Annotated in this window: 18 protein-coding genes; 4 read left to right on the top strand and 14 right to left on the bottom strand. The window is 42.0% G+C overall.

The features are described 5' to 3' along the window. Positions 1-61: 61 nt before the first annotated feature. The 4 genes from FTU39_RS04905 to bfr all read left to right on the top strand — a co-directional run bounded on the left by FTU39_RS04905 (position 62) and on the right by bfr (position 3,747). Positions 62-2,164: a bifunctional (p)ppGpp synthetase/guanosine-3',5'-bis(diphosphate) 3'-pyrophosphohydrolase gene (locus FTU39_RS04905; RefSeq protein ID WP_180051808.1), complete on the top strand. Its 2,103-nt coding sequence runs from the start codon at positions 62-64 to the stop codon at positions 2,162-2,164. A 122-nt stretch (positions 2,165-2,286) separates the two neighbouring features. Then, positions 2,287-2,670, top strand: coding sequence for a RidA family protein (locus FTU39_RS04900; protein ID WP_156189568.1), 384 nt, complete (start codon positions 2,287-2,289; stop codon positions 2,668-2,670). A 170-nt stretch (positions 2,671-2,840) separates the two neighbouring features. Continuing rightward, positions 2,841-3,035 (top strand): bacterioferritin-associated ferredoxin, encoded by a 195-nt coding sequence (locus FTU39_RS04895; RefSeq protein ID WP_004809963.1) that lies wholly within the window; start codon positions 2,841-2,843, stop codon positions 3,033-3,035. Positions 3,036-3,282: 247 nt separating this feature from the next. Next, positions 3,283-3,747 (top strand): bacterioferritin, encoded by a 465-nt coding sequence (gene bfr / locus FTU39_RS04890; protein WP_131260631.1) that lies wholly within the window; start codon positions 3,283-3,285, stop codon positions 3,745-3,747. A 165-nt stretch (positions 3,748-3,912) separates the two neighbouring features. On the opposite strand, the gene FTU39_RS04885 is transcribed toward bfr, so the two are convergent. The 14 genes from FTU39_RS04885 to FTU39_RS04820 all read right to left on the bottom strand — a co-directional run bounded on the left by FTU39_RS04885 (position 3,913) and on the right by FTU39_RS04820 (position 23,036). Continuing rightward, entirely contained in the window at positions 3,913-4,206 is a 294-nt protein-coding gene (locus FTU39_RS04885) for a type II toxin-antitoxin system RelE/ParE family toxin (protein WP_070153485.1), read from the bottom strand. Further along, positions 4,199-4,441 (bottom strand): type II toxin-antitoxin system ParD family antitoxin, encoded by a 243-nt coding sequence (locus FTU39_RS04880; RefSeq protein ID WP_004974509.1) that lies wholly within the window; start codon positions 4,439-4,441, stop codon positions 4,199-4,201. Before FTU39_RS04880 ends, FTU39_RS04885 begins: the two co-directional genes overlap by 8 nt. A 218-nt stretch (positions 4,442-4,659) precedes the next feature. Next, positions 4,660-6,291: a PglL family O-oligosaccharyltransferase gene (locus FTU39_RS04875; protein ID WP_180051807.1), complete on the bottom strand. Its 1,632-nt coding sequence runs from the start codon at positions 6,289-6,291 to the stop codon at positions 4,660-4,662. Between the two features lie 234 nt (positions 6,292-6,525). Continuing rightward, complete coding sequence (locus FTU39_RS04870; protein ID WP_180051806.1) at positions 6,526-8,214, bottom strand: O-antigen ligase; 1,689 nt, start codon at positions 8,212-8,214, stop codon at positions 6,526-6,528. Between the two features lie 82 nt (positions 8,215-8,296). Beyond that, on the bottom strand, positions 8,297-8,779 hold the full coding sequence (locus tag FTU39_RS04865; RefSeq protein ID WP_373686607.1) for a pilin: 483 nt from the start codon (positions 8,777-8,779) through the stop codon (positions 8,297-8,299). Between the two features lie 454 nt (positions 8,780-9,233). Then, entirely contained in the window at positions 9,234-9,794 is a 561-nt protein-coding gene (locus FTU39_RS04860; RefSeq protein ID WP_180051804.1) for a TPM domain-containing protein, read from the bottom strand. After that, positions 9,788-10,891 (bottom strand): YgcG family protein, encoded by a 1,104-nt coding sequence (locus FTU39_RS04855; RefSeq protein WP_180051803.1) that lies wholly within the window; start codon positions 10,889-10,891, stop codon positions 9,788-9,790. Before FTU39_RS04855 ends, FTU39_RS04860 begins: the two co-directional genes overlap by 7 nt. 20 nt (positions 10,892-10,911) lie before the next feature. Beyond that, a complete protein-coding gene (locus FTU39_RS04850; RefSeq protein WP_019836149.1) occupies positions 10,912-11,502 on the bottom strand; it encodes a LemA family protein in 591 nt (196 codons plus the stop codon). 291 nt (positions 11,503-11,793) lie between these two features. Further along, entirely contained in the window at positions 11,794-13,215 is a 1,422-nt protein-coding gene (locus FTU39_RS04845) for an FAD-dependent oxidoreductase (RefSeq protein WP_180050951.1), read from the bottom strand. Positions 13,216-13,306: 91 nt separating this feature from the next. Then, positions 13,307-17,782, bottom strand: a complete 4,476-nt coding sequence (gene gltB / locus FTU39_RS04840; protein ID WP_180051802.1) for a glutamate synthase large subunit — start codon at positions 17,780-17,782, stop codon at positions 13,307-13,309. 584 nt (positions 17,783-18,366) lie between these two features. After that, entirely contained in the window at positions 18,367-19,212 is an 846-nt protein-coding gene (locus FTU39_RS04835; protein ID WP_136143922.1) for a hypothetical protein, read from the bottom strand. A gap of 10 nt (positions 19,213-19,222) precedes the next feature. Next, on the bottom strand, positions 19,223-20,302 hold the full coding sequence (gene aroB / locus FTU39_RS04830; RefSeq protein ID WP_180051801.1) for a 3-dehydroquinate synthase: 1,080 nt from the start codon (positions 20,300-20,302) through the stop codon (positions 19,223-19,225). A gap of 18 nt (positions 20,303-20,320) precedes the next feature. Next, entirely contained in the window at positions 20,321-20,863 is a 543-nt protein-coding gene (gene aroK / locus FTU39_RS04825) for a shikimate kinase AroK (RefSeq protein ID WP_004974468.1), read from the bottom strand. Between the two features lie 37 nt (positions 20,864-20,900). Continuing rightward, on the bottom strand, positions 20,901-23,036 hold the full coding sequence (locus FTU39_RS04820; protein WP_180051827.1) for a type IV pilus secretin PilQ: 2,136 nt from the start codon (positions 23,034-23,036) through the stop codon (positions 20,901-20,903). Positions 23,037-23,066: the final 30 nt, after the last annotated feature.

Below are 23,066 nucleotides of genomic sequence, written 5' to 3'. Positions count from 1 at the left end.
TGCTTTTCATTATAAGGTCTAACTGTAGATTCGTTATCACTTGTATTTTAAAGGGTGTTATATGCCAGGCACGATGGTCAGCCAAGCCAAACAACAGCTTCAAGCCATGATCGAACCTTACCTTAGCGTAAGTGAAGTCGAACAGGTGCTTACGGCTTGCGATTATGCCGAGCATGCGCATGATGGCGTTACCCGTAAAAGTGGTGAACCGTATGTGTTACACCCGATTGCGGTCAGTTGTATTTTGGCGCACATGCGTTTGGATGCCGACACGCTCATTGCTGCCCTATTGCATGACGTCATTGAAGATACTGACTACAGCAAAGATGACATCACAGAAAAATTTGGACGCACCGTTGCCGAACTAGTCGATGGTGTGACCAAACTTAGCCATTCCAGCGACAAGGAATACAACAAAGCCGCATCGTTCCGTAAAATTCTGCAAGCGACCTTACAGGATCCACGTGTCATTATTGTGAAACTGGCAGACCGCTATCACAACATGACCACTTTAGATGCGCTGCGACCAGACAAACGCGCACGTATCGCCCAAGAAACCTTTGATGTATTTGTACCCATGGCACGTATCGTGGGTATGAATGAAATGGCAGATAACCTCGAACATCTGTGTTATCAAAATCTTGATTTAGATATGTATAACGATGTGCAAGCTGCCCTTTTGCACACCAAACCAAAACGCTGCGAATACCAATCTAAATGGGAACAAAATCTTGCCGACCTACTCCAAGACAATCAAATTACCGGTCGGATTAAAAAGAAAAATAACAATATAGAATTACTGCGCCACTTTGTTAAAAACGATATTGATCTACAAGAACTGACCCACAGCCACGCCTTCGAAATTATTTTACAAAGTATTGCTGACTGTGACCGTTTGGCCGATATTTTACGTGACAGCTTTCAGGTCTTACATTATGAAGATCATATCCGTCGCCCACTGCCAGGTGGCAACCAATCGCTAATGATGCGTCTAAAAGGTGAGCAAACTACCTTATCACTCACCATTCAAACCGAATTGATGCGTAAAGCCGCACGTTTTGGCGTGGTCTTGGGTGAAAACGCACCACAAGCTTGTCGTTCTGCCATTCAAGCCTCTATGAAAAGCTTGAATGTGTTGATTGATGGTGAATGTGCCAAAACTACATTTAGCGATTTACTGGATTATCTGCACCAAGAGAAAATTCATGTTTATACCCCGCACGGACACTTACATGAATTGCCGCAAGGCGCCACCGCGGTTGATTTTGCCTATGCAGCCAGTTTGTTCTTAGGTAACCACGCCGTCGGTACAAAAATTAATGGTGAAAGCAAACCGCTGTCAACACCACTCATCAGCGGGCAAGTGGTCGAAATCATCACCGATGTGTTAGCCACACCCAACCCAGACTGGCTAAGTTTTATTAATACCCAAAAGGCCCGTCGTGCCTTACAAAACATTCTGCGTGATCAGGATATTGAAGAACAGCGTTTGGTGGGACAGCAAGCCCTGAACCGTGCGCTGAAATTGTTTAATCACTCGATTCAAGACCTGACTGAGGCAGATTGGTTAAATGTGTTGCAATGGCGTCATATCGACTCCAAAGACCGTTTATTTGAGCAAATTGCAGTGGGTGATTTATTGCCGCAGTTGGTGGCAAATCACATTTACGCACTTGATCAGGACAGCAACGAACATTCTGACCGTCTGATTCAAGGCACAGAAGGCATTGATGTGAAATATGCGCACTGTTGCAACCCGGTGCTGGGCGACCCGATTCAGGGCAACTTGTCACGTCGCGGTTTAATTGTGCACCGTGCGCGCTGCAATAACTTACTGCATGAGCAGCATCAACATCCTGAAAACATCATGCCACTACAATGGACTTCAGAAGATGTCGATGACGTGAGTTTTACCGCTTACCTCAGCATTGATATGGATATGAATGACGAACAAATTTCCGATTTGATCTATCAATGTCGTAAGGCCAAAACGGGAGTAGAAATGGTGCGCAGCCATGATGGTAAAACCCACGTGAATATTGTGGTGAATAACCGTAAGCAAATTGCAAAAATTATTCGTGATTTGCGTATGCACTACGGTTTCCCACGGATTAGCCGTTTAGCGCGTCCCATCAGCATCGCAGAAGAAGCCAAAGCTTGTTAAGGGCTTGGCAAGGCAATTTGCCTACACAGTACAGACACTACTTTTCGCATTAGTTACCAATAAGACTACTGTGATGCAGTCTGATGGTCTATGATGTTCGTACATTATTTTAGGAGAAATCAATGTCTCGCCAAGTCATCCATACTGAAAATGCACCTGCAGCAATTGGCACTTACTCTCAAGCCATTTTAGTGGGCAATACTGTTTATTTATCAGGTCAAATTGGTTTAGACCCATATAGCATGGAATTGGTAGAAGGCATTGAAGCGCAAATTCGCCGCGTATTTGACAACTTAAAGGCCGTTTGCGAAGCGGCTGGTGGCTCTTTGGCAGACATCGCCAAGCTAAATATTTTTCTGACTGACTTATCTCACTTCCAATTGGTCAATCAAATTATGGGGGAATATTTTGCGCAACCTTACCCTGCACGCGCAGCGCTAGGTGTAGCTAGCTTACCTAAAGGCGCATTGGTTGAAATGGATGGTGTAGTTATCATCAACCCATAACCCCTATAATTCAATTATTTAAAAATTATTGAGTGATGCCACCTATCAGGTGGCATTTTTTTATTCAAAAACCCAATTACAATAAATGACTTTTCAAATGATTTTTATTGACAAACGATAATAATTATCAATAATAACACTTATCTTATTTCATTATTGTGGTTGCATTCATGTACGTTTGCTTATGCCGTGGTATTACAGATCAAGACATTAAAGAAGCCGTTGCCAATGGTGCAGAGAGCTATCGTGAAATTCGCGATATGTTTGATTTAGGTACGTGCTGCGGTCGCTGTGCACCTGAAACTCGTGCCATCATCAGTGATGAAATTGCTCAAATTGCGTCTCGTCTTGCCGTTGCTGCCTAAAGCTGCCGTTTTATTGCTCTCCCGCATTTCAGTATTATAATTTTTACTCGGTGTTTCCTCTCCTGCTTTCGACTACAGCGGGTTTTTCTTGTCTTACATTTCTTCACACCACCTAGCTAATTGTTTTTGATTGCGATTTTCATTTGCGGTTCCCTAAATCACTCGCCATTTTGCCCAGTCTTGTTTAAGATAGAAGCATAGATTGCCTTAAGCGGTTTAAGGCAGAAATTGTTGATGGAGTGCTGCAATGAAAGGCAATCGCGATGTGATTAATCAACTCAACCAAGTGCTATATCATCACCTGACTGCAATTAACCAATATTTTTTACATTCACGTATGTTTAATGATTGGGGCATTGAGCAACTGGGTTCGGCTGAATATAAAGAGTCGATTCGTCAAATGAAACATGCTGACAAAATTATTGAACGTATTTTATTTTTAGAAGGGCTACCAAACTTACAACACTTGGGCAAATTGTATATCGGTCAGCATACAGTTGAAGTTTTGAATTGCGATGTTCGTAAAGTCCAAGAAAATATTGAAGCGATTCAAAAAGCGGTGGTTTTAGCAGAGCAACAATTGGACTATGTAACCCGTGATTTGGTTCAGGAAATTTTAGAGAAAGAAGAAGAATATTTAGATTGGGCAACGACACAGCTTGATTTGGTTGAAACTGTGGGTATTGAAAACTATATTCAAAGCCAACTCTAAGATTCATCTGGTTTAGATAACTCAAAAGACTGGTTTTCCAGTCTTTTGTTTTTTGGGGCACTTTACCTAAAATTCAGCATCTTGCCTATCTCTAATGAAGAAGCTCTCAATATCAATATATTTTACTTATGCGCATTTTAAATTCTTGGATTTATAAAAAAGTATTTATAACGCAAAAAAATGTTTCATGGGTTGCATCTGTTGATGCAATATCCGAATAATAAAAATTCCATAATCCTGTTTTTTATAAAAAATAGCATGTTGATGATGATCGTGACGGCGTATTCCCTCGCCAATATCTACACATGCATAACCAATCAGCGGTGAACTCACTAACAAATGAAAGGTATTTTCCAAATGTTGCGTGTATTGGTCAGCTTGAGCTACACCAAAATTAAGTAAGGTGTATTCATAAATAGCAGTGAAGTCGTCGACAGCTAAATTTGATAGCTTATACACGATGCTTCTGCTTCACTTGAGCCGCAATATCTTTTAGGCTAAGTGTACTTTCTCCACTATTCTCACCTGCTTCAATCGCTTGCTTTAAAGCTGCAGTTTGATTTTCTTGCTGCTCCAATAATCTTAGTGCAGATCGCATCACTTCACTGGTTGAACCATAACGTCCAGATTCAATCAGTTTGCTCACAAAGTTATCGAGTTGTGGGCCAATTGTTACACTTGTAGTTCTCGCCATCAGCATGCCTTATTGTGTGAATAGATCATACAATTCTAACACAACTCCCTTTATCTGAACAAAAGTTCAGCATCTCTTTAAATTTTCGCACATGAAATCAATTTTATAATGAATACCTCCTCTCTTTTTAAAGAGAAGTTGGGAGAGATTTTCAACATTGAAAATTTTCACCATATTTGGCTCACTATTTTCAAATCCCCCTCCTTGCGCTACACAAATCAGCGCGGCTTTGCCTCATCCAATAAAGTCGCATAATCCACATTAACCTGCCACAAAGTGCTTAACAACCATAATTGCTTTTTGGCTTCTGCTTCATAACCGTTAAATGCTAATACGCGTGCATATTTCAATAAATCGTAGCGGGTTGGATAATTCAACACAATTTCATGGATATCCTGCAATTGATCAGGCGTTTGTAGGCTATACGGATTTAAACGTATCCACGCAATGCGGCGGTTAAATTCTTCGAGTACCAAAATACGCTCTTGATGGGTGATTTTTTCAGGTGTGTGTTCGTAGCGTACCGACTGATTCAATTTAGGCACCATCACCTCATAATCACGATAAATCAGCATCAACAACAATGCACCAATCACAAAAGTCGTGCGTAAATAAATTGCAGATAAAGTGAAGCTTTTGAACACACGTTGTGACTGAACCATGCCGATAATAAAACCCACAGGCAGCAAGAAGTAGGCATAGTTTTGTGGAAATTCCAGCATAGCATGTACGCTAAATGCGCCGACCATTAAAATCCCCACAACCGATTCCACCGACTGGGTATATTTATGCAACTGGTAACCCCAATAACCTAGATACGCCAAAAATGGCACGCCGAGTATCACACCATTCCAAAGTAAAAAGTCCAAAATAAAATTGTGTGCGCTGCGAATCCACACAGGGCCTTGTACAAATTCACTAATGCTCACATAAGCCACACTGGTTTGATGCCAACCATAGCCCCACCACGGTTGATGTTCAATTGCAGCGAGCATTTGCTGCCAAATCGCCAAACGTGACATATCACCTGTGGCGCGCTGTACCACATCGCGAGATTGCACCGAAAGGTCTGCACTTTGTGAGAGCAATTGACTAAAAGCAGGTGCGATAAAAATTAACCCGATAAATGCGGCAAACCACAGTAAGCTATAGCGCCATTTAATCCGCATCACGCCACGATATTGTTGATAGCTCAAATAGGTCAAGAGACACAGCGACGCCAACCACGAAGTCCGTGATTGACTCAACACCACACCGACCAAAATCATGGCAGCTGCAATCACAATCCACATGGTTTTAAGTTTTTGTTTTTCGTATAAATATAGGCATGCCATAAGCGACATCACCAAAAAGGTCGCCATATTATTCGGTTGGGCGAAATTGGCATAAGGACGTTGCCCGATTTTAATATCTACCATCATTGGCAGGTATTGGTCGAGTGTCAGCCACTGGCAAATTGCCATGAATGCGGTCATACTTCCCACGCCGAGTAGCACATAACTAAAGCTTGTAAAGATGCGTTCACGTTCGCTGTTATTTTGCGTGAGGTTGTAGCCAAAAATGATTGCTAACCAAAAACCGAAGATATACACGCTGCTGAGCAGAGCTTTGTCAAAGAAGTACACCAAACCAAAGCCCCACTGAATGAAAGGAACACTGCACAGTGCCAGAAAGGGCAGGCTGATTTTGGGTATTTGTAATTTTTCTTTAAAAAGGCTGGCTGCAAGAGCAAACAGGGCAAAAAATGCGTAGAGTTCGCCTGTATAGGTAACCCATGGGCGGTAGTGAATGGGCAATAGCCATGCAAGGGAGATGAGGATGGCAGCCAAAAATAGCAATGCAGATTTCATAAGAAAACTAGACTAAAAAACTGGCTCTATCTTATATTTTTTTTGGCAAGATGATAGTGCTTTGTGTGGCAAGTTTGATTGGAATTCTGCCAGTTTTAAAATGGGATGATCGCATGGGGAATACTGAAATTCCCCTATTTTAATTTAAGCGATTATTGCCACGGTCTAAGGTTTAAGGTTTAAGGTTTAAGGTTTACTATTTTGATAATGCTATTAATTTTGAGAAAACTCGCATTAATCTATACCATCAATTTTTTTATAGATACTAGCAAAGTACTGAGGATATTGTTCAGAAAGACTTTTTAAATATTCCTTCGTATTATCACATTCTTTTCCAGCATGATAATAACAAGAAGCCTTAAAATATTCATAAGATTCTTCCTCTTGCCCATCCAGCCCTAATAAAGTACCCTGTTTTATCAAGTACTGATTCATTGGAATATATCTCACCAACCTTTCCCCTATCTCAATAGAGTCTTTAAGCAAGAAACCATCCGTTGATAAAGACTGATATAAAAATAGATCATTAAAATAACTAAAACCAAAAACAAATTTTGTTTGAACTATTTTATCAAACTTTACCCTATCACTTACGCTATTGCTAAATACAATATCATTCAAATAAGCCATTTTCTTATATTGAAAAGAATAATATATGGAAAAAAGTAAAAGAATTAAAATAGGCAATGCCACTAGATAACCTTTATCAATCTGATAGATTTTTTTCGAACTTTTATCATATAATGCAAGAAATATAGAAAAAACCATTAAATAACGAAAATACCATAAAGGATACTCAAAACAAGAATAGACTATAAAAGTTAATAAAGTTAATAAAATATAAATATCTGACTTATCCTTGATATAGCATAGATTTTTAAAAAATATTATTAAAAATAATATAATTAATCCCCATCCTAAAATACCGAACTCAGCAACAAGATGACCAAAAATAAAATGCGAGTGATCTGTTAGGCTTAACCAACCAACTTGTTCATAGTATTGCAAGCTAGTTGAAGCAAAGTTTTTCCATCCAACTCCAGTTATAGGATGATCTTTAATTATTAAAAAAGTTTGGTGCAAAAAATTTAATCTTACATCTTTAAAACTTTCAGATACACGCCCAATCGTATTACTACTTTCCAAAAAAAATGAATATAAAAAAATACCAACCACTAATCCAAGTATTCCAAAGAAAAATTCTTTCAAAACTATAATTTTTCTTTTGCCAAAAAAATTATTAAATACATTAAATATTAACAAAGAAAGCAACAACATTAAAAAACCTGTTCTACTTGCAGTAAAAGCGACTCCTACACTCAACAAGAATATTATTAAAAATTTTAAATATTTTTTATTTTCCAAGGAAAAAACAGTTGAAATAACCCCCAATACCAAAACAAATGCTGTTTGGTTAGGCTGAAAAAGATTGCCAGAGAATCTCTGCGTCTGTAATGGTAAACGCATCAAATCAACCAAAAAAGATATATTAAAAAAGTGAACCAACTGTGTTAAAAATAAAAAAATACTTGTTAAAATTACTGTTCCCGACAACCATTTTACAAAGCATTTTTTATCATTTATATTTGAAATTGCTATAGAAACAAAAAGAATCAACAATATTTGAGAGAAAGGGAAAATCAACCCATCTACATACGTTATATTATTAACAATTGGTTGAATTAAGAAAACAAATAATAAAAAAAACCAAAGTAAACTGTGTAAACTAACTTTAAGTTCTTTATTAAATATATAAAAAAATAGCAAACCAATAGAACACAGTATAAATGAAATACTATTAATAAAGAAATCATGTGAGCTTGGCGCATAATGCTGATAGCTCAATATGCCATAGAAAAAAGATAGGCTTATAAAAATTAATAAAATAGAATCAACAGATATTTTTTTTAAATAATTCACCATTAATTACCACCTTATTAAACCCAATTTCAATAAAAACAAAAAATGCCAGTTATCTTAACTGGCATTTTTTAACTATAAGTTATTAGTTACGACATTCAGCAGGTGCATATTTAGCTGCTAAAGTACCAGTACCAGCACCAGTTACTGTAGTAGCAGCATCAGCAGAACGACATACCCATGTAATTGAACCTGCTGATGGAGGTGTACCTTTTACTAAAGCCGTACCACTTGCACGATCGCCATTTAATGGGCTCAATACTAAGGTATTTGCATTAGCTGGCGCTACGGCTGTAGTATAACTAATTGTAATACGTCCATTAGCAGAATTAATACTAACATCACTAACATTTGGTGTTGCTGATGGTTTAGTCCAACCACTACCAAAATCAGTAGCATTTGCAGCATTCTCAGAAACTGCAGTTTTAGCCGAAGATGCAAGAGACAAACCTTCAGTTACTTTTGCACGAACTGTGTAATCCTGATAAGCAGGAATCGCAATTGCAGCCAAAATACCGATAATAGCGACAACAATCATCAACTCGATGAGCGTGAAGCCCTTTTGCATTGTATTCATAACATTCTCCACAAATGTTGTTAATTTAATTATAAGCTTTGTAAGCTATTTTAATATCAGCACTAAACGTGCCAACTTTTATTATAGACAATTTACACAGAAAAACAGCACCTTACACATAAAAAAATTAAGACTTTTAATTAGGCTGTATATTTTTGTTAAAAAGTGACAATTATTGTCAGGTTGAATTTTATACTTTGGACAAATATTGTCATTTTTAGAGAATTAGATCACACTTTAAATTGTTACATCATCTATTTTTTATGTATTTGATTTAAATTTCAGCAAATTTAGCTTGTGTGCAGTGGTTATCTTTTGTGCTGATGTGGTTTCCCTTTTTGAAAAAGTAAGTCAAATGTAGTGAAAGCCACCCATGCTTAAAAATCTCTCCTAGCCTCTCTTTAAAAAACAGAGAAATTAAAAAAGCAAAGAACATTAGCAACACTCACCCCAAAATAATTGGAGCATTGCCCAATTCATTCTCACGATCTAGCAACTGGCGGTCATAAAAACCATCCAAAATTTCACCAATTTCTTGCACACCTGTGATTACCGCTTGGCGATACTGCTGCTGTGCCAAACCCTGCACTATATGCGCACAGACTTCATCCCACACCTGTTGCGTGGTCGCAGTTTTAATGCCACGGTCAATCACAATTTCCACCTTGCGCTCACACAAATTCAGGTACAGCAACACCCCGCTGTTCAGCTCGGTATCCCAAACACCCAATTCTGCAAATAATTGGCGTGCGCGGGTATGCGTATCTATCGCATACGCCAACCGCGAGGGTAAACAACCTTCAATCACCACCTGAATTTCACCCACATGCCCATGCTCGGCAGCAGTCACCGCTTCTGCAATGGCATGTTGATCCTGCGCATTAAAAAAACGTTTGCTGGCAGGTAAATAAAAGAAATGCTTCAGCCAACGCTTTACACTCGGACGGGCTGCAATGTCCATTTTCGGTTGAGTAATAATTTCTGTTGTATCTGTTGTAGTTACCATGATCCTGATGCTCCTCCCCCACCAAAGCTACCACCGCCGCCGCTATAGCCACCGCCACCAAAACCGCCGCCGCCACGTCCGCCACCACGCCCTGCAGAGGACAAGAAAATTTGGAAAATGGTCTGTGCAATCGCAGTGATGAGTAAAAAGAAAATTCCCGCGCCAATCATTAAACTGGTGATTAAGCCTGCACCATTGACCAAACCTGCGACTGTACCTGCCACGGCAGCGGTTGAAGCACTTAAGCGTTTTCCGACAATCAGTGAGCCAATTACCCCTACAATTAAAATAAATAAAGCACTGCTCAAGGTTTTTTCACGTGCCTGTTGTTCTTGCAGGGCTTGTTCGTGGCGTTGTTTCAGTTCTTGCGCAGCCTGTGCGGCAACTTCGGGGTCTAAGTTTAAAATCCGTTCGATTTCTGCCAAGCCTGCGTCAATGCCTTGTGCATATTGAGCTTGTTTAAAATAGGGGGTAATGCGTTGGTTAATAATCCGACTGACTACAATATCGGGCAGCACGCCCTCTAAACCATAACCTGTTAAAATCTGAATCCGACGGTCATTGACTGCAATTGCCATCAACACACCATTGTCTTGCTTGGCAGAACCAAGCTGCCATTGTTCTGCGACCCGCATGGCAAAATCAAAAATATCTTCCTGCCCTGTGGTCGGTACAATCACCACCCCAATTTGCGCTTTGGCTTGTTGATGTAAATTTAAAATCCGCTGGCTGATTTGCTGTTTTTCTGCAGCAGTGAGCAAATTGGTTTGATCGACCACGGGCTGATTCAAGGTCGGCAAAGCACGGATGGATTCACCCTCTGCCATATCATTGGCAATTTGCGGTTGCTGAACGGGTTTTTCTATAGGTGCTTGCTGAGTGCTCGATGTAGAGTGGCGTGAGTTTGCAAGATCTGGGATAGGGTTGGCATTTTGAGGATGCTGTTGCTGCACAATTTTACCCAGCACCACAGCTTCGGCAGTTTCATCAGTTGCAGTGGCAACTTCACTATATGCCAAGCAGCTGAAACACATAACTGCCATGAGCAGCAGCATCTGCACTAGATTTATATAGGTCTTGCTGTGCGATAGCAGCATTCAGTCATCCTCCCTATGCATTATTCAAACGAAACTTTAGGTGCGGTTTGTGCGCTTTGTTCTGCGCTAAAGTTTGGTTTAGTGTCCATACCAATGACTTTTGCGGTCATCACTTGTGGGAACTGACGTGCATAGCTGTTAAAGTCTTGCACTGTGCTGATGTAACGATTACGCGCCACGGCAATACGGTTTTCGGTGCCTTCTAGTTGTACTTGTAAATCACGGAATTGCTCATTGGCTTTTAAGTCTGGATAATTTTCAGACACCGCAATTAAACGCGACAAGGCACTGGTCATTTGCGCCTGTGCTTCCTGATATTTTTGGAATAACGCAGGGTCTTCCAATACCGACTTATCCACTTTTAAGCCTGCGACATTGGCACGTGCCTGAGTGACTTCAGTCAAGACTTGTTCTTCATGTTTGGCATAGCCTTTGACTACATTCACCAAGTTTGGCACTAAATCAGCACGGCGTTGATATTGGTTTTGGACTTCTGACCAAGAAGCAGTCACGGCTTCATCTTTCACTTGTAAGGTGTTATAGCCACAACCGCTTAATGTCAAAGTACTGGTTAAAGCCACCGCGAGCATGGTTTTTTTTGTGAAATTCATAAATTAACCTCTAAATTTTCTTTGTATTTGTTTGAAATGATTTCATTCTAACGTGAAATTCTGACCTGTTTGTGTATTTTGTTTAATCGAGCGAATCACCAAACTGTTTACATCAAACAATAACCTTGTACAGCAGATTAAATTGATATTGATGTTTCAGCTCTTAAACCTTATATGAATCAAGGATGGCAATATATTCCACAAGAAGATAAGAGAGATAAAATATCCAATAAAAAAGGACTGAATTCCTTAAAACTCAGCCCTTTCAAGATCTAAGCAAAACAAACTCGTTTAGACCTCTAAATAATCTAAAATACCTTCTGCCGCCTGACGACCTTCCCAAATGGCAGTCACGACCAAATCAGAACCACGCACCATATCGCCTCCTGCAAAAATTTTCGGGTTAGACGTTTGGAACTTAAATGTTTGCTGTTCTGCTGCCACTACACGACCTGAACCATCTACCCCAATATTGGCAGAGGCAAACCAATCTGCAGGGCTTGCACGGAAACCAAAAGCAAGCAATACCGCATCGGCAGCTAAAATTTCTTCTGAACCTGGAACAGGCTCTGGGCTGCGACGACCACGACTGTCAGGCTCACCCAATTGTGTGGTGACCACTTTCACACCTGTGACTTTACCATTTTCACCAACAATTTCAATTGGTTGACGGTTAAATAAGAAGTTCACCCCTTCTTCACGGGCGTTGGTCACTTCACGACGTGAACCTGGCATATTGGCTTCATCACGACGATAGGCACAAGTGACTTGCTGCGCACCTTGACGAATAGAAGTACGGTTACAATCCATGGCAGTATCACCACCACCCAGTACAATCACTTTTTTGCCTTCAACACTGATGTATTCTGCAGGGTCTTTTTCCCAGCCTTGGCAACGGTTAACATTGGCAATCAAGAAATCCAGCGCATCATAAACACCATCTAAATCTTCACCAGCAAATCCACCTTTCATATAGGTATAAGTGCCCATGCCCATGAACACGGCATCGTAATCTGCAAGCAATTGTTCAATCGTGATATCTGTACCAATTTCGGTATTTAAACGGAATTCAACCCCCATGCCCGAAAAAATTTCTCGGCGGCGTTTCATCACGTCTTTTTCCATTTTAAATTCTGGAATACCAAAGGTCAGCAAGCCACCAATTTCAGGGCGCTTGTCAAAGACCACTGGTTTGACGCCATTACGCACCAAGATATCGGCACAGCCCAAACCTGCAGGGCCTGCACCAATAATCGCCACTTTTTTATCGGTCCATTTCACATGCGACATGTCTGGACGCCAGCCCAAGGCAAAAGCAGTATCATTGATGTACTTTTCGGCATTGCCAATGGTGACTGCACCAAAACCATCATTTAACGTACATGCGCCTTCGCACAAACGATCTTGTGGACAAACCCGTCCACAGACTTCAGGCAAAGTATTGGTTTGATGACACAATTCTGCTGCCTGAAAAATACGACCTTCCGAAATGAGTTTGAGCCAATTCGGAATGTAGTTATGCACAGGGCATTTCCATTCACAGTACGGGTTACCACAGCCCAAACAACGATGGGTCTGATTGGCCGCCACTTCTGCAGTAAACGGTTTATAAATTTCCACAAACTCATTTTTGCGGACATCGAGATCTTTTTTCTCTGGATCTTGGCGTGCTACATCCAGAAATTGAAAGTCATTATGTAGGCGTTCTGCCATGTCTTTCTCCGTAGGTGGATGTGGATAACGCGACATTTACACTGGGTATAAGTCAAAAGTTATCCACATCTGCCGAATGCTGAGTCGTGGATTATTGTGGATCTGCTTGGGTGGTTTTCAACAAAGTCTGCAAGTTGGCAGCTTTTGGTTTTACCAACCAGAATTTACGGCTATAGAAATCAAACTCATGACGGATCTTATACGCCCACGCACTGCCTGTTTCGGCAATATGTTCATCTAAAATACGTCCTAAGAATGCTTTATGTTCTTCCATCGCTTCAGTCGAAATACGATTCAGCTCAATCAGTTCGTGGTTGTAACGGTCAACAAAGTCATTATCTAAGTCCAGTACATAGGCAAAACCGCCTGTCATACCTGCACCAAAGTTGTGTCCCACTTTGCCCAATACCGTGACAATTCCGCCAGTCATATATTCACAGCAGTGGTCGCCTGCTCCTTCAATCACAGCGAAGGCACCTGAGTTACGCACCGCAAAGCGCTCACCTGCCGTACCTGCAGCAAATAATTTACCACCGGTTGCACCATAGAGACAGGTATTACCAATAATGGCCGTATTCTGCGTTTGGAAAGGCGATCCTTTTGGTGGGAAGATGGAAATTCGTCCCCCCGCCATGCCTTTACCCACATAGTCATTGGCATCGCCTTCAAGTTTGATATGCAAACCACCTGCATTCCAAACACCTAAAGATTGTCCCGCAGTACCCGTAAGGTTCAATTTGACAGGATGATGTTCCATGCCTAAGTTACCATAACGACGGGCAATTTCACCTGAAATACGTGCACCAATAGAACGGTCACAGTTGCTCACATTAAAGTAATACTCGCCACCTGTACCTGCTTCAATTGCAGGCAACATCTCTGCAATCATTTTTTCAGCCAAGACGCCTTTGTCAAATGGTGCATTGCCTTCAACCTGACAGTATTGCGCTTTGCCTTCTGCCGCAGGGTGCGATTCCAACAAGGCGCTTAAATCCAAGTGCGCATGTTTTTCGGTTTCACCCGGTAAAATTTCTAGCAAGTCGGTACGACCAATCAAGTCTTTCAAGCTCGCAACACCCAGTGCAGCTAACCATTCACGGGTTTCTTCCGCAATGAAAGTGAAGAAGTTGATCAGCATTTGTGGTTCACCAATATAGTGTTCCTGACGCAAATGATCTTGTTGAGTCGCTACCCCAGTTGCACAGTTATTTAAGTGGCAAATACGTAAGTATTTACAACCTAAGGCAATCATTGGGGTTGAACCGAAGCCGAAGCTTTCCGCACCTAAAATTGCCGCTTTCACCACATCTAAACCAGTTTTTAAGCCACCATCGGTTTGCACACGAACTTTGCCACGTAGGTCATTCACACGTAATGCCTGATGCGCCTCACTTAAACCCAACTCCCACGGCGAACCTGCATGGTGAATAGATGACAGTGGCGATGCTGCTGTACCGCCATCATAGCCCGAGATGGTAATGAAGTCGGCATAGGCTTTGGCTACACCTGCTGCAATGGTACCCACGCCTGGTTCAGATACCAACTTGACCGATACCATAGCCTGCGGATTGACTTGTTTTAAATCAAAAATCAATTGTGACAAGTCTTCAATCGAATAAATATCGTGGTGTGGTGGTGGTGAAATCAAAGTTACACCTGGCACAGAGTAACGCAAACGTGCAATCAACCCATTCACTTTACCGCCAGGTAACTGACCACCCTCGCCTGGTTTTGCTCCCTGCGCCACTTTAATCTGCAACACTTCTGCAGAGGTTAAGTAAGCAGGCGTTACCCCAAAGCGTCCCGAAGCAATCTGTTTGATTTTCGAGTTACGAATCGTGCCGTAACGCGCAGGGTCTTCACCGCCCTCACCTGAGTTTGAACGCCCACCAATAGTGTTCATGGCAATCGCAATCGCTTCATGCGCTTCTGGTGACAACGCACCCAAAGACATGCCCGCAGAGTCGAATCGCGGTAAAATTTGTTCAACCGATTCCACTTGATCTAAGGCAATGGAATTGTCTGTTTTTAACTTGAATAGATCACGAATGGTTGCGATTGGGCGATTATTCACGATTTCTGCATATTCTTTAAAATCTGCATAATTGCCTGAACGCACCGCTTTGTGTAAGGCATTGATCACATCTGGGTTAAAGGCATGGTATTCCTTGCCAAATACAAATTTCAGCAGACCGCCCTGATCAATTGGTTTACGTGATTTCCATGCAGTGTCTGCCAGTTTTTTCTGATCATTTTCAAGGTCGGCAAAAGTTGCACCCTGAATACGACTCGGTACACCAATAAAGCAAGTATTCACCACTTCGGCAGATAAGCCGACTGCCTCAAACAACTGACCACCACGGTAAGATGCGACAGTTGAAATCCCCATTTTGGATAAGACTTTGAGCAAGCCTTTTTCAATGCCTTTGCGGAAATTGCTTTGCGCATAAACTGGATCGCCCAATAACTCGCCTTTGGCAATCAAGTCATTGATCACATCATAAGCCAAATATGGATACACCGCAGTTGCACCAAAACCGAGCAATACTGCAAATTGGTGCGGATCGCGGGCAAAGCCTGTTTCCACAATAATGTTGGCATCGGTACGTAAACCGACTTGTATTAAGTAGTGATGCACCGCACCAGTCGCCATGACCGCATTCGCAGGCAAATAACCTTCACGGATTTTTTTATCAGTAAGCACCAATAACGTTTTTCCATCACGCACTGCTTGCGCAGCTGCTTCACAAATACGCTGGATAGCGGCTTGCAAACCTTCACTTTCTGCATAGTTCAGATCGATGTCGGCAATTTCATAGCCTTTACGCCCTAAAGTGCGAATCTGATGCATTTTGGAATTGGTCAGTACAGGGCTTGAAATAATCAAGCGGTCTGCATGTTCTGGGCCTTGCTCAAATACGTTTTGTTCACGGCCTAAACAGGTTTCCAAAGACATCACGATAGATTCACGCAATGGGTCAATCGGTGGATTGGTCACCTGCGCAAACTGCTGACGGAAATAATCCGACACATGGCGTACTTGACGTGACAATACCGCCATTGGGGTGTCATCCCCCATTGAACCCACAGCTTCCTGACCACTTTCTGCAATTGGACGCAATAACTGGTCACGTTCTTCAAAGGTCACCATAAACATTTTTTGCGCAGCTTTTAAGGCATCACCTTTTAAACCGTGATCACATAAATATTCTTCAAGCTCTGGGCTACCTTGTAAACGGATTGAATTTTCACGTAACCATTCACGATAAGGACGCATTCTTTTCAGATGGTTATTTACATCCTGCGTATCGAGCACTTTGCCAGTAAAGGTATCCACCACCAAAATTTGCCCTGGGCCAACACGTCCTTTAGAAATTACATCTTCAGGTTCATAACCCCACACCCCAATTTCAGAGGCCAAAGTGATGTAGCCATTTTTAGTGATCACCCAACGTGCAGGACGTAAGCCATTCCGGTCTAACATACAGATGGCATGACGACCATCCTGAATCACCAAACCTGCAGGACCATCCCACGCTTCCATGTGTTTAGAGTTAAATTCATAGAAGGCGCGTAAATCGGCATCAATGGTTTCGACGTTCTGCCATGCAGGCGGAACCAACATGCGTAAGGCACGGAATAAATCCATTCCCCCACCCACCAGAATTTCCAGCATATTGTCCAAGCTAGATGAGTCTGAACCTGTACGGTTTACAATTGGCGTAAGCTCAGTCAAACCCGGTAATAATGGATTTTCAAATTTAGGAGTACGTGCCATTGCCCAGTTACGGTTGGCGGTAATGGTGTTGATTTCACCATTGTGTGCTAAATAACGGAACGGCTGCGCCAATGGCCAACGTGGCAAGGTGTTGGTCGAGAAACGCTGGTGAAACACCACAATATGTGATGCCAAACGCGCATCGGCAAGGTCGGTATAGAAATCTGCAATGGCTGCAGGCATCATCAAACCTTTATAGCTGATCACGGTTGAGCATAACGTGGTCACATAAAAATATGGATCGGCAGTCAATTGCTGCTCGGCACGACGGCGCGCCAAAAATAGTTTGCGGTTAAATTCAACTTCAGTCACACCCAATGGGCAATTGACAATAATTTGCTCAAAAGCAGGCAAAGACTGCATGGCAATTTCGCCCAATGCCTCATTATTGGTTGGCACCACACGCCAAGCCAATACTTTACAGCCTTCTGCTTCAATTTCTTTGGCCAGGATGTTTTTGGCATGTGTCGCTAAGACTGGGTCTAGGTTCAGAAAGACCGTACCCACTGCAAAAATTTCGCTCAGGGTAATGTCACTTAAGCGTTTTGCTTCTTCGCGGAAAAATTGCTTTGGCATCGCCAACAGCAAACCACATCCATCGCCCGTTTTACCGTCTGCGGCAATACCACCACGGTGGGTCATGCAACTTAAACTATGAATGGCAGTCTTGACGAGATCATGGCTTGCATCACCCTGCATATGGGCAATTAAACCGAAACCACAGTTATCTTTAAACTCATCCGGTTGGTATAAACCTTGAGCGGGAGCTACAGTATTAGGCGATGGCATGTGCATAGCGTACCCTTCTTTTACTTGCCCAATTGGGCCAATTAAACAATCTGTTTTTGCGATTTAACTCAATTTACAACTCTAAACATCAACCTTGGGTAAATGAAGTTTCACGCATTTGTTTAAGTCTGATTTGGCTTAAACCTCAAACGTGTCATTCATCATTTACACAACTTTTACACTTTAATGTAGCAGGCAAATTTGACAGTTTCGCACAATCATTGAATCTTTTTTGCGCCAAAATAGGGACAACAACTCAATTCACGCACCAATAAAAGCAAAAACAATGCCAACTTTATTTTTTATTCGCACATGAGCCAAATCTCAGCTTTAACCCTAAAAATGTAAAATCAGATCACATTTTTAAGTCAAATTCGCACTATTTTTGTGCATTTCATTATTTTTATACACCATGCTGCGCCATTTTAGAACGCATTTTTTAGTGAGAAGAATAATTTTTTTAGATCAAATTGGTGCAATTGAGCCAAAATAGCTCAATGCAAATAATAGACAAAAAGGATAAAGCTCAAGTAGCTATTTGAATGACTCGACTTGAGCTAAAAGAATATTGGAAGTGTTTATGATTAGTTAAAAGGATCGCGCACTTCAGGTTCAGGTGCATCTGGCTGAGCAGGTGCTGTACCACTTTGTGATTTTTGTACATCAACGACATTACCCTCCTGATCACGGCGGGTAATTGTAGTGCTGGTGGTACTATTTTGCGGTGCAACTGCCTGCGTAGTCGGTGCAGTCGTTGTGGTTGCAGGTGGACGTGCCAAAGCACTTTCATCTATTTTAGGCACAGCTGCTGGACGTAAATTTACCGCATATAGCTTAGTGCTCAGCCCCATTTCATCCGCCCCTAAATCATTGACATAAGGACGATAGTCAGCAAATTGCACCACAACAGGCTGAATCGTTTCAGGAAATTTGAATGGCAATGCGGTCAAAGTCTGTGCAGCGTCGCGTTTATTGCCAAAACTGCCATATAACATCACATATTGTTCAGCCTGCCCCTCACCGCTTAAACGGATATAAAACAGCTTGCTCCGATCTGTTTGCTTTTTAATAAAACTTTTAATGATGTTTTCATCATTGACCCGAAACAGTTCAATCGTGCTATTATTTTTTTGTTCCTGAATAAATTTAGTACCGCGAAACTCAGCCTCATGCAAACCAGAAGCCGTTAAACGCGTGGTGAGTTCCAAAGGTCTGACTTCTTCTTGCAAGCCACCCAAATAGGTGGTTGCAGCAACCTTCTCGGGTTGAATTTGTAATTCAATTTCAGACTCTGGTTGTTTTTCAATTTCAACCAGTTCTTCACGGTCTGTCACCGCCCAAAAAATCAGTGCCGCCAATAAACACAGCACCGCGCCCAGCAACCAAATTGACTGTTGAATTTTTTGCCAGTGTGTACGCAGTGCTGTCATATGCTGCCTTTTATGCTTGATTGGATAAAATCGCCTGTTTCATCAATTCTAAGTCAAACTCTTTGGTGATGATGGCTTGACCCAATTGCTTCATGAGCACCAAACGTAATTGACCATTCAGCACTTTTTTATCGTGTGCCATATAAGCCAAAAACTGATCCAGTGGAATTTGCGGACATACTATCGGTAAATTGGCGCGAGAAATGATATTTTTTGTACGCTCTACATCTTCGGCAGAAATCCAGCCCATACGCTGTGATAAATCGGCTGCCATTACCATCCCTGTCGCAACAGCTTCACCGTGTAACCATTCACCATAACCCAAATAAGATTCAATTGCGTGCCCAAAAGTATGCCCAAGATTCAATAAAGCGCGTTCACCTTGCTCTTTTTCATCATTAGCAACAATACGTGCTTTATGTGCACATGAACGATATACCGCTTCTGCCAGTACAGCAGGATCACGCGCCACTAATGCTTCCATGTGCGTTTCAAGCCATTCTAGAAACTCGACATCACCCAAAAGCGCATATTTAATGACTTCGGCTAGGCCTGCAGACAACTCACGCTCAGGTAAAGTATTCAGTTGCGACATATCGGCCAGCACCACTTGGGGCTGCTGAAATGCACCAATCATGTTTTTACCCAGTGGATGATTAATCCCTGTTTTGCCACCGACACTGGAATCAACTTGTGACAGTAAAGTAGTTGGTACTTGAACGAAGTACACCCCACGCTGAAAGCTTGCCGAAGCAAAACCTGCCATATCTCCAATCACGCCACCGCCCAAAGCCAGCACCGTACAATCACGGTTAAAACCAGCTTCCAGCAAGGCATCAAAAATAAGGGTGAGATGCTGAATATCTTTGTATTTTTCTCCATCAGGCAAAATACAGGTTGCCACTTTCTTGCCCAGTGCTTCAACAGCCGTCACATAGTGATTTAAATACAAAGGTGCAACCGTGGTATTGGTCACAATCATGACTTGCTGACCTTTAATATAAGGTGCAAGTAATTCTTGGGGCTGAAGATCACTGCCAATAAAAATTGGGTAACGGCGATCGCCAAGTTCAACGTGTAAAGTCTGCATGAAAAAGTCGCTTTCTACCTAAGATATTTGCTCTGAAACAATCGTATTTAAGATTTTTTGCGCCAAATCACGCGCAGCACCCTGATTGGTTTCAATAATATAATGTGCCACCTCACGATACAACGGATCACGCACTGCAAGCAAATCACGTAATCTTTGTTCGGGGTTTTCGACTTGAAGTAAAGGACGGTTTTTATCGCGATAGGTTCGCTGAAGTTGAATTTCGACAGGGGTATATAGATAAACAACAATACCACGTTGTTTTAAGAAGTCTCGATTCGGGGCTTGAGTCACCGCACCGCCACCTGTAGCAAGTACAAGTTTATGCCGTGTGGTTAACTCATCAATAACCGCTGTTTCACGACTACGAAACCCTTGTTCACCTTCTTTTTCAAAGATCCAAGGGATCGTAGCGCCAGTTTTGCGTTCAATTTCATGATCACTATCTAGAAATTCACGCCCTAACAATTCCGCCAAATGGCGTCCTACAGTGGTCTTGCCTGCCCCCATCGGCCCTACCAAATAGATATTTGGTAGGGTATCAAACTCTTTGCTTAGCAAGGAGTCACCTATAAATTTTGTTTAAATTGAAAATATATTAATGATTTCTTGAAACACTGTCATTAACAATTCGTGGTGTAACAAAAATCAGCAACTCACGTTTGTTGTCCGACTTGATATCTTTACGGAATAAACGTCCGATATAAGGAATATCGCCCAAGAATGGAACTTTGGTTTGTGAGTTAGCCGTTTGTTGCTCAAAAATACCACCCAAGACCACAGTTTCACCATTATCCACCAAAACGTTGGTATTCACGGCGTTCTTATTAATGGTGAGCTGACCTGTAGGCGTAGGTGCACCTGGTGAGTCACTGGTGATATTTAATTGCATTTGGACTTTACCGTCAGGCGTGATACTTGGGGTCACATCCAAACTTAAAGTCGCATCAATGAATTCTGTAGTAGATACGGCATTGACACCACCACCTTCAGAAGATTGATACGGAATTTGCGTACCCGATGCCACTTTGGCATTTTGCTTATCTGCAGTCAGGACTTTTGGTGTCGAAATCACTTCACCGTAACCATCTGCTTGTAATGCAGACAACTCCAAATCGAGCATAAAGTCAGACAAGCTGATTAAACCAAATGCAATACGGCTAGCACCAGGACTGGTCACACCCAAATCGACATTCAGGTTTTGTGGACGTTCAATTTCGTACTTCCAACCACCCGTATCACTATCTTTTTCTGGTTCACGTAAGTTCCACAAAGTCGTATCGCTACCACCCACCAACAAGTGGTTATTGTTGGTAATCCCTTGTGACAAGATGCCCCACTTCACCCCCATTTCCTTGGTGAAATCTGTGGTTGCACGAACAATACGTGCTTCAATCATCACCTGCTTCACAGATACATCTAGCAAATCAATCATTTGACGAATCTGATCAATTTTTGCCGATGTATCGTTGATGATTAAGGTATTGGTACGTGGATCTACCGACACTGTACCGCGTGGACTCAACAAGCTACCAACGCTATCGCCTAATGGATCAGTACCTGTATTGGTATTTGAACCACCACGTGATGCATTCTTGCCTTGCGTAATTAGTTTTTCAATATCTGCCGCTTTGGCATAGTTCAATTGAATATATTCAGTTTGTAGTGGCGCCAGTTTCACACTTTGCGCAATCGCTTTGGCTTCTTCTTCTTCGGCTTTAATCAATTCAGAAACAGGTGCAATCCAAATCACGTTGCCATTACGACGCTTATCTAAGTTTTTGGTTTTCAGGATAATATCTAAAGCCTGATCCCAAGGTACATCTTTTAAACGTAAGGTAATGTTGCCTTGCACAGTGTCTGCTGCCACCATGTTAATGCCTGTGAAATCAGCCAATAACTGCAATACACGACGCACTTCGATGTCTTGGAAATCCAGTGAAATCTTTTTGCCTGTATAGCTTTGCGCTGCACGCGGTTTAAACGGGTTTTTATCGACAGGGCGTTTTAAGCTGATGGTTAGCTTGTCTTCTGCCTGATATGCCATATATTCATAGCTGCCCGCAGCCTGAATGGTAATCACGCCATTGCTGCCATCATTGTGTGCATCAATGGTCGACACAGGTGTTGCAAAATCATTTACATTTAAACGGCGTGCCAAATGTGTTGGTACTTTATTGCCTAAAGTACGCACCACAATTTTGCTGCCTTGCTGCTGCACATCTACAGGCGTATTGCTACCGAGTAGATCAATCACCACCTGACCTTCGCCTTCACCGCCACGCTGGAAACCAATATTGGATACACCTTGCGCACTACGTTGGGCAGTCACGGCAGCCACAGGGGTTGCCGTTGTTGAGTTAATTTTTAAAATAAAGGTGTTGCCTTCAACACGCGTGGTAAATGCACCCGCATCGGCCAAGTTCACAGTTAAACGTGAACGCTGTGCATCTGAGCTTACCTCTACAGAGCTGGCTTCTTTGGTCGCGACTGCAACGCTGTTTTGCTTCAGCGTTTGTTGCGCTTTGTCAAAATCTAAAATCAGGCGGGAAGGTTGTTCCAGCTGATATGCTGCAGGTTGAGGTGGCAAACCATTAAACATGACACGAATTTCGGTGCCCTGTCCCGGAATTTGCATGGGTACGATGTTGGTAATGCTGACTTGGGCATTGGCAACTTGCATCACTGCCATTGCGACTGCGCCTATTGAAAACTGACGGAACAAATTGTTCATTGTATTACCATCCCCAAAAATAAAATCTTT

It is taken from the genome of Acinetobacter sp. YH12099, from assembly GCF_013419195.1.
GTDB lineage: Bacteria > Pseudomonadota > Gammaproteobacteria > Pseudomonadales > Moraxellaceae > Acinetobacter > Acinetobacter towneri.
Note: the sequence above shows the minus strand (reverse complement) of the source record. Positions and strands in the feature narration are given on the sequence as shown.

Excerpts from the sequence above, each read along its gene's own strand:
- FTU39_RS04905 (WP_180051808.1), top strand. The coding sequence starts at position 62 with ATGCCAGGCACGATGGTCAGCCAAGCCAAACAACAGCTTCAAGCCATG.
- FTU39_RS04900 (WP_156189568.1), top strand. The coding sequence starts at position 2,287 with ATGTCTCGCCAAGTCATCCATACTGAAAATGCACCTGCAGCAATTGGC.
- FTU39_RS04895 (WP_004809963.1), top strand. The coding sequence starts at position 2,841 with ATGTACGTTTGCTTATGCCGTGGTATTACAGATCAAGACATTAAAGAA.
- bfr (WP_131260631.1), top strand. The coding sequence starts at position 3,283 with ATGAAAGGCAATCGCGATGTGATTAATCAACTCAACCAAGTGCTATAT.
- FTU39_RS04880 (WP_004974509.1), bottom strand. The coding sequence starts at position 4,441 with ATGGCGAGAACTACAAGTGTAACAATTGGCCCACAACTCGATAACTTT.
- FTU39_RS04875 (WP_180051807.1), bottom strand. The coding sequence starts at position 6,291 with ATGAAATCTGCATTGCTATTTTTGGCTGCCATCCTCATCTCCCTTGCA.
- FTU39_RS04870 (WP_180051806.1), bottom strand. The coding sequence starts at position 8,214 with ATGGTGAATTATTTAAAAAAAATATCTGTTGATTCTATTTTATTAATT.
- FTU39_RS04865 (WP_373686607.1), bottom strand. The coding sequence starts at position 8,779 with ATGCAAAAGGGCTTCACGCTCATCGAGTTGATGATTGTTGTCGCTATT.
- FTU39_RS04860 (WP_180051804.1), bottom strand. The coding sequence starts at position 9,794 with ATGGTAACTACAACAGATACAACAGAAATTATTACTCAACCGAAAATG.
- FTU39_RS04855 (WP_180051803.1), bottom strand. The coding sequence starts at position 10,891 with ATGCTGCTATCGCACAGCAAGACCTATATAAATCTAGTGCAGATGCTG.
- FTU39_RS04850 (WP_019836149.1), bottom strand. The coding sequence starts at position 11,502 with ATGAATTTCACAAAAAAAACCATGCTCGCGGTGGCTTTAACCAGTACT.
- FTU39_RS04845 (WP_180050951.1), bottom strand. The coding sequence starts at position 13,215 with ATGGCAGAACGCCTACATAATGACTTTCAATTTCTGGATGTAGCACGC.
- gltB (WP_180051802.1), bottom strand. The coding sequence starts at position 17,782 with ATGCCATCGCCTAATACTGTAGCTCCCGCTCAAGGTTTATACCAACCG.
- FTU39_RS04835 (WP_136143922.1), bottom strand. The coding sequence starts at position 19,212 with ATGACAGCACTGCGTACACACTGGCAAAAAATTCAACAGTCAATTTGG.
- aroB (WP_180051801.1), bottom strand. The coding sequence starts at position 20,302 with ATGCAGACTTTACACGTTGAACTTGGCGATCGCCGTTACCCAATTTTT.
- FTU39_RS04820 (WP_180051827.1), bottom strand. The coding sequence starts at position 23,036 with ATGAACAATTTGTTCCGTCAGTTTTCAATAGGCGCAGTCGCAATGGCA.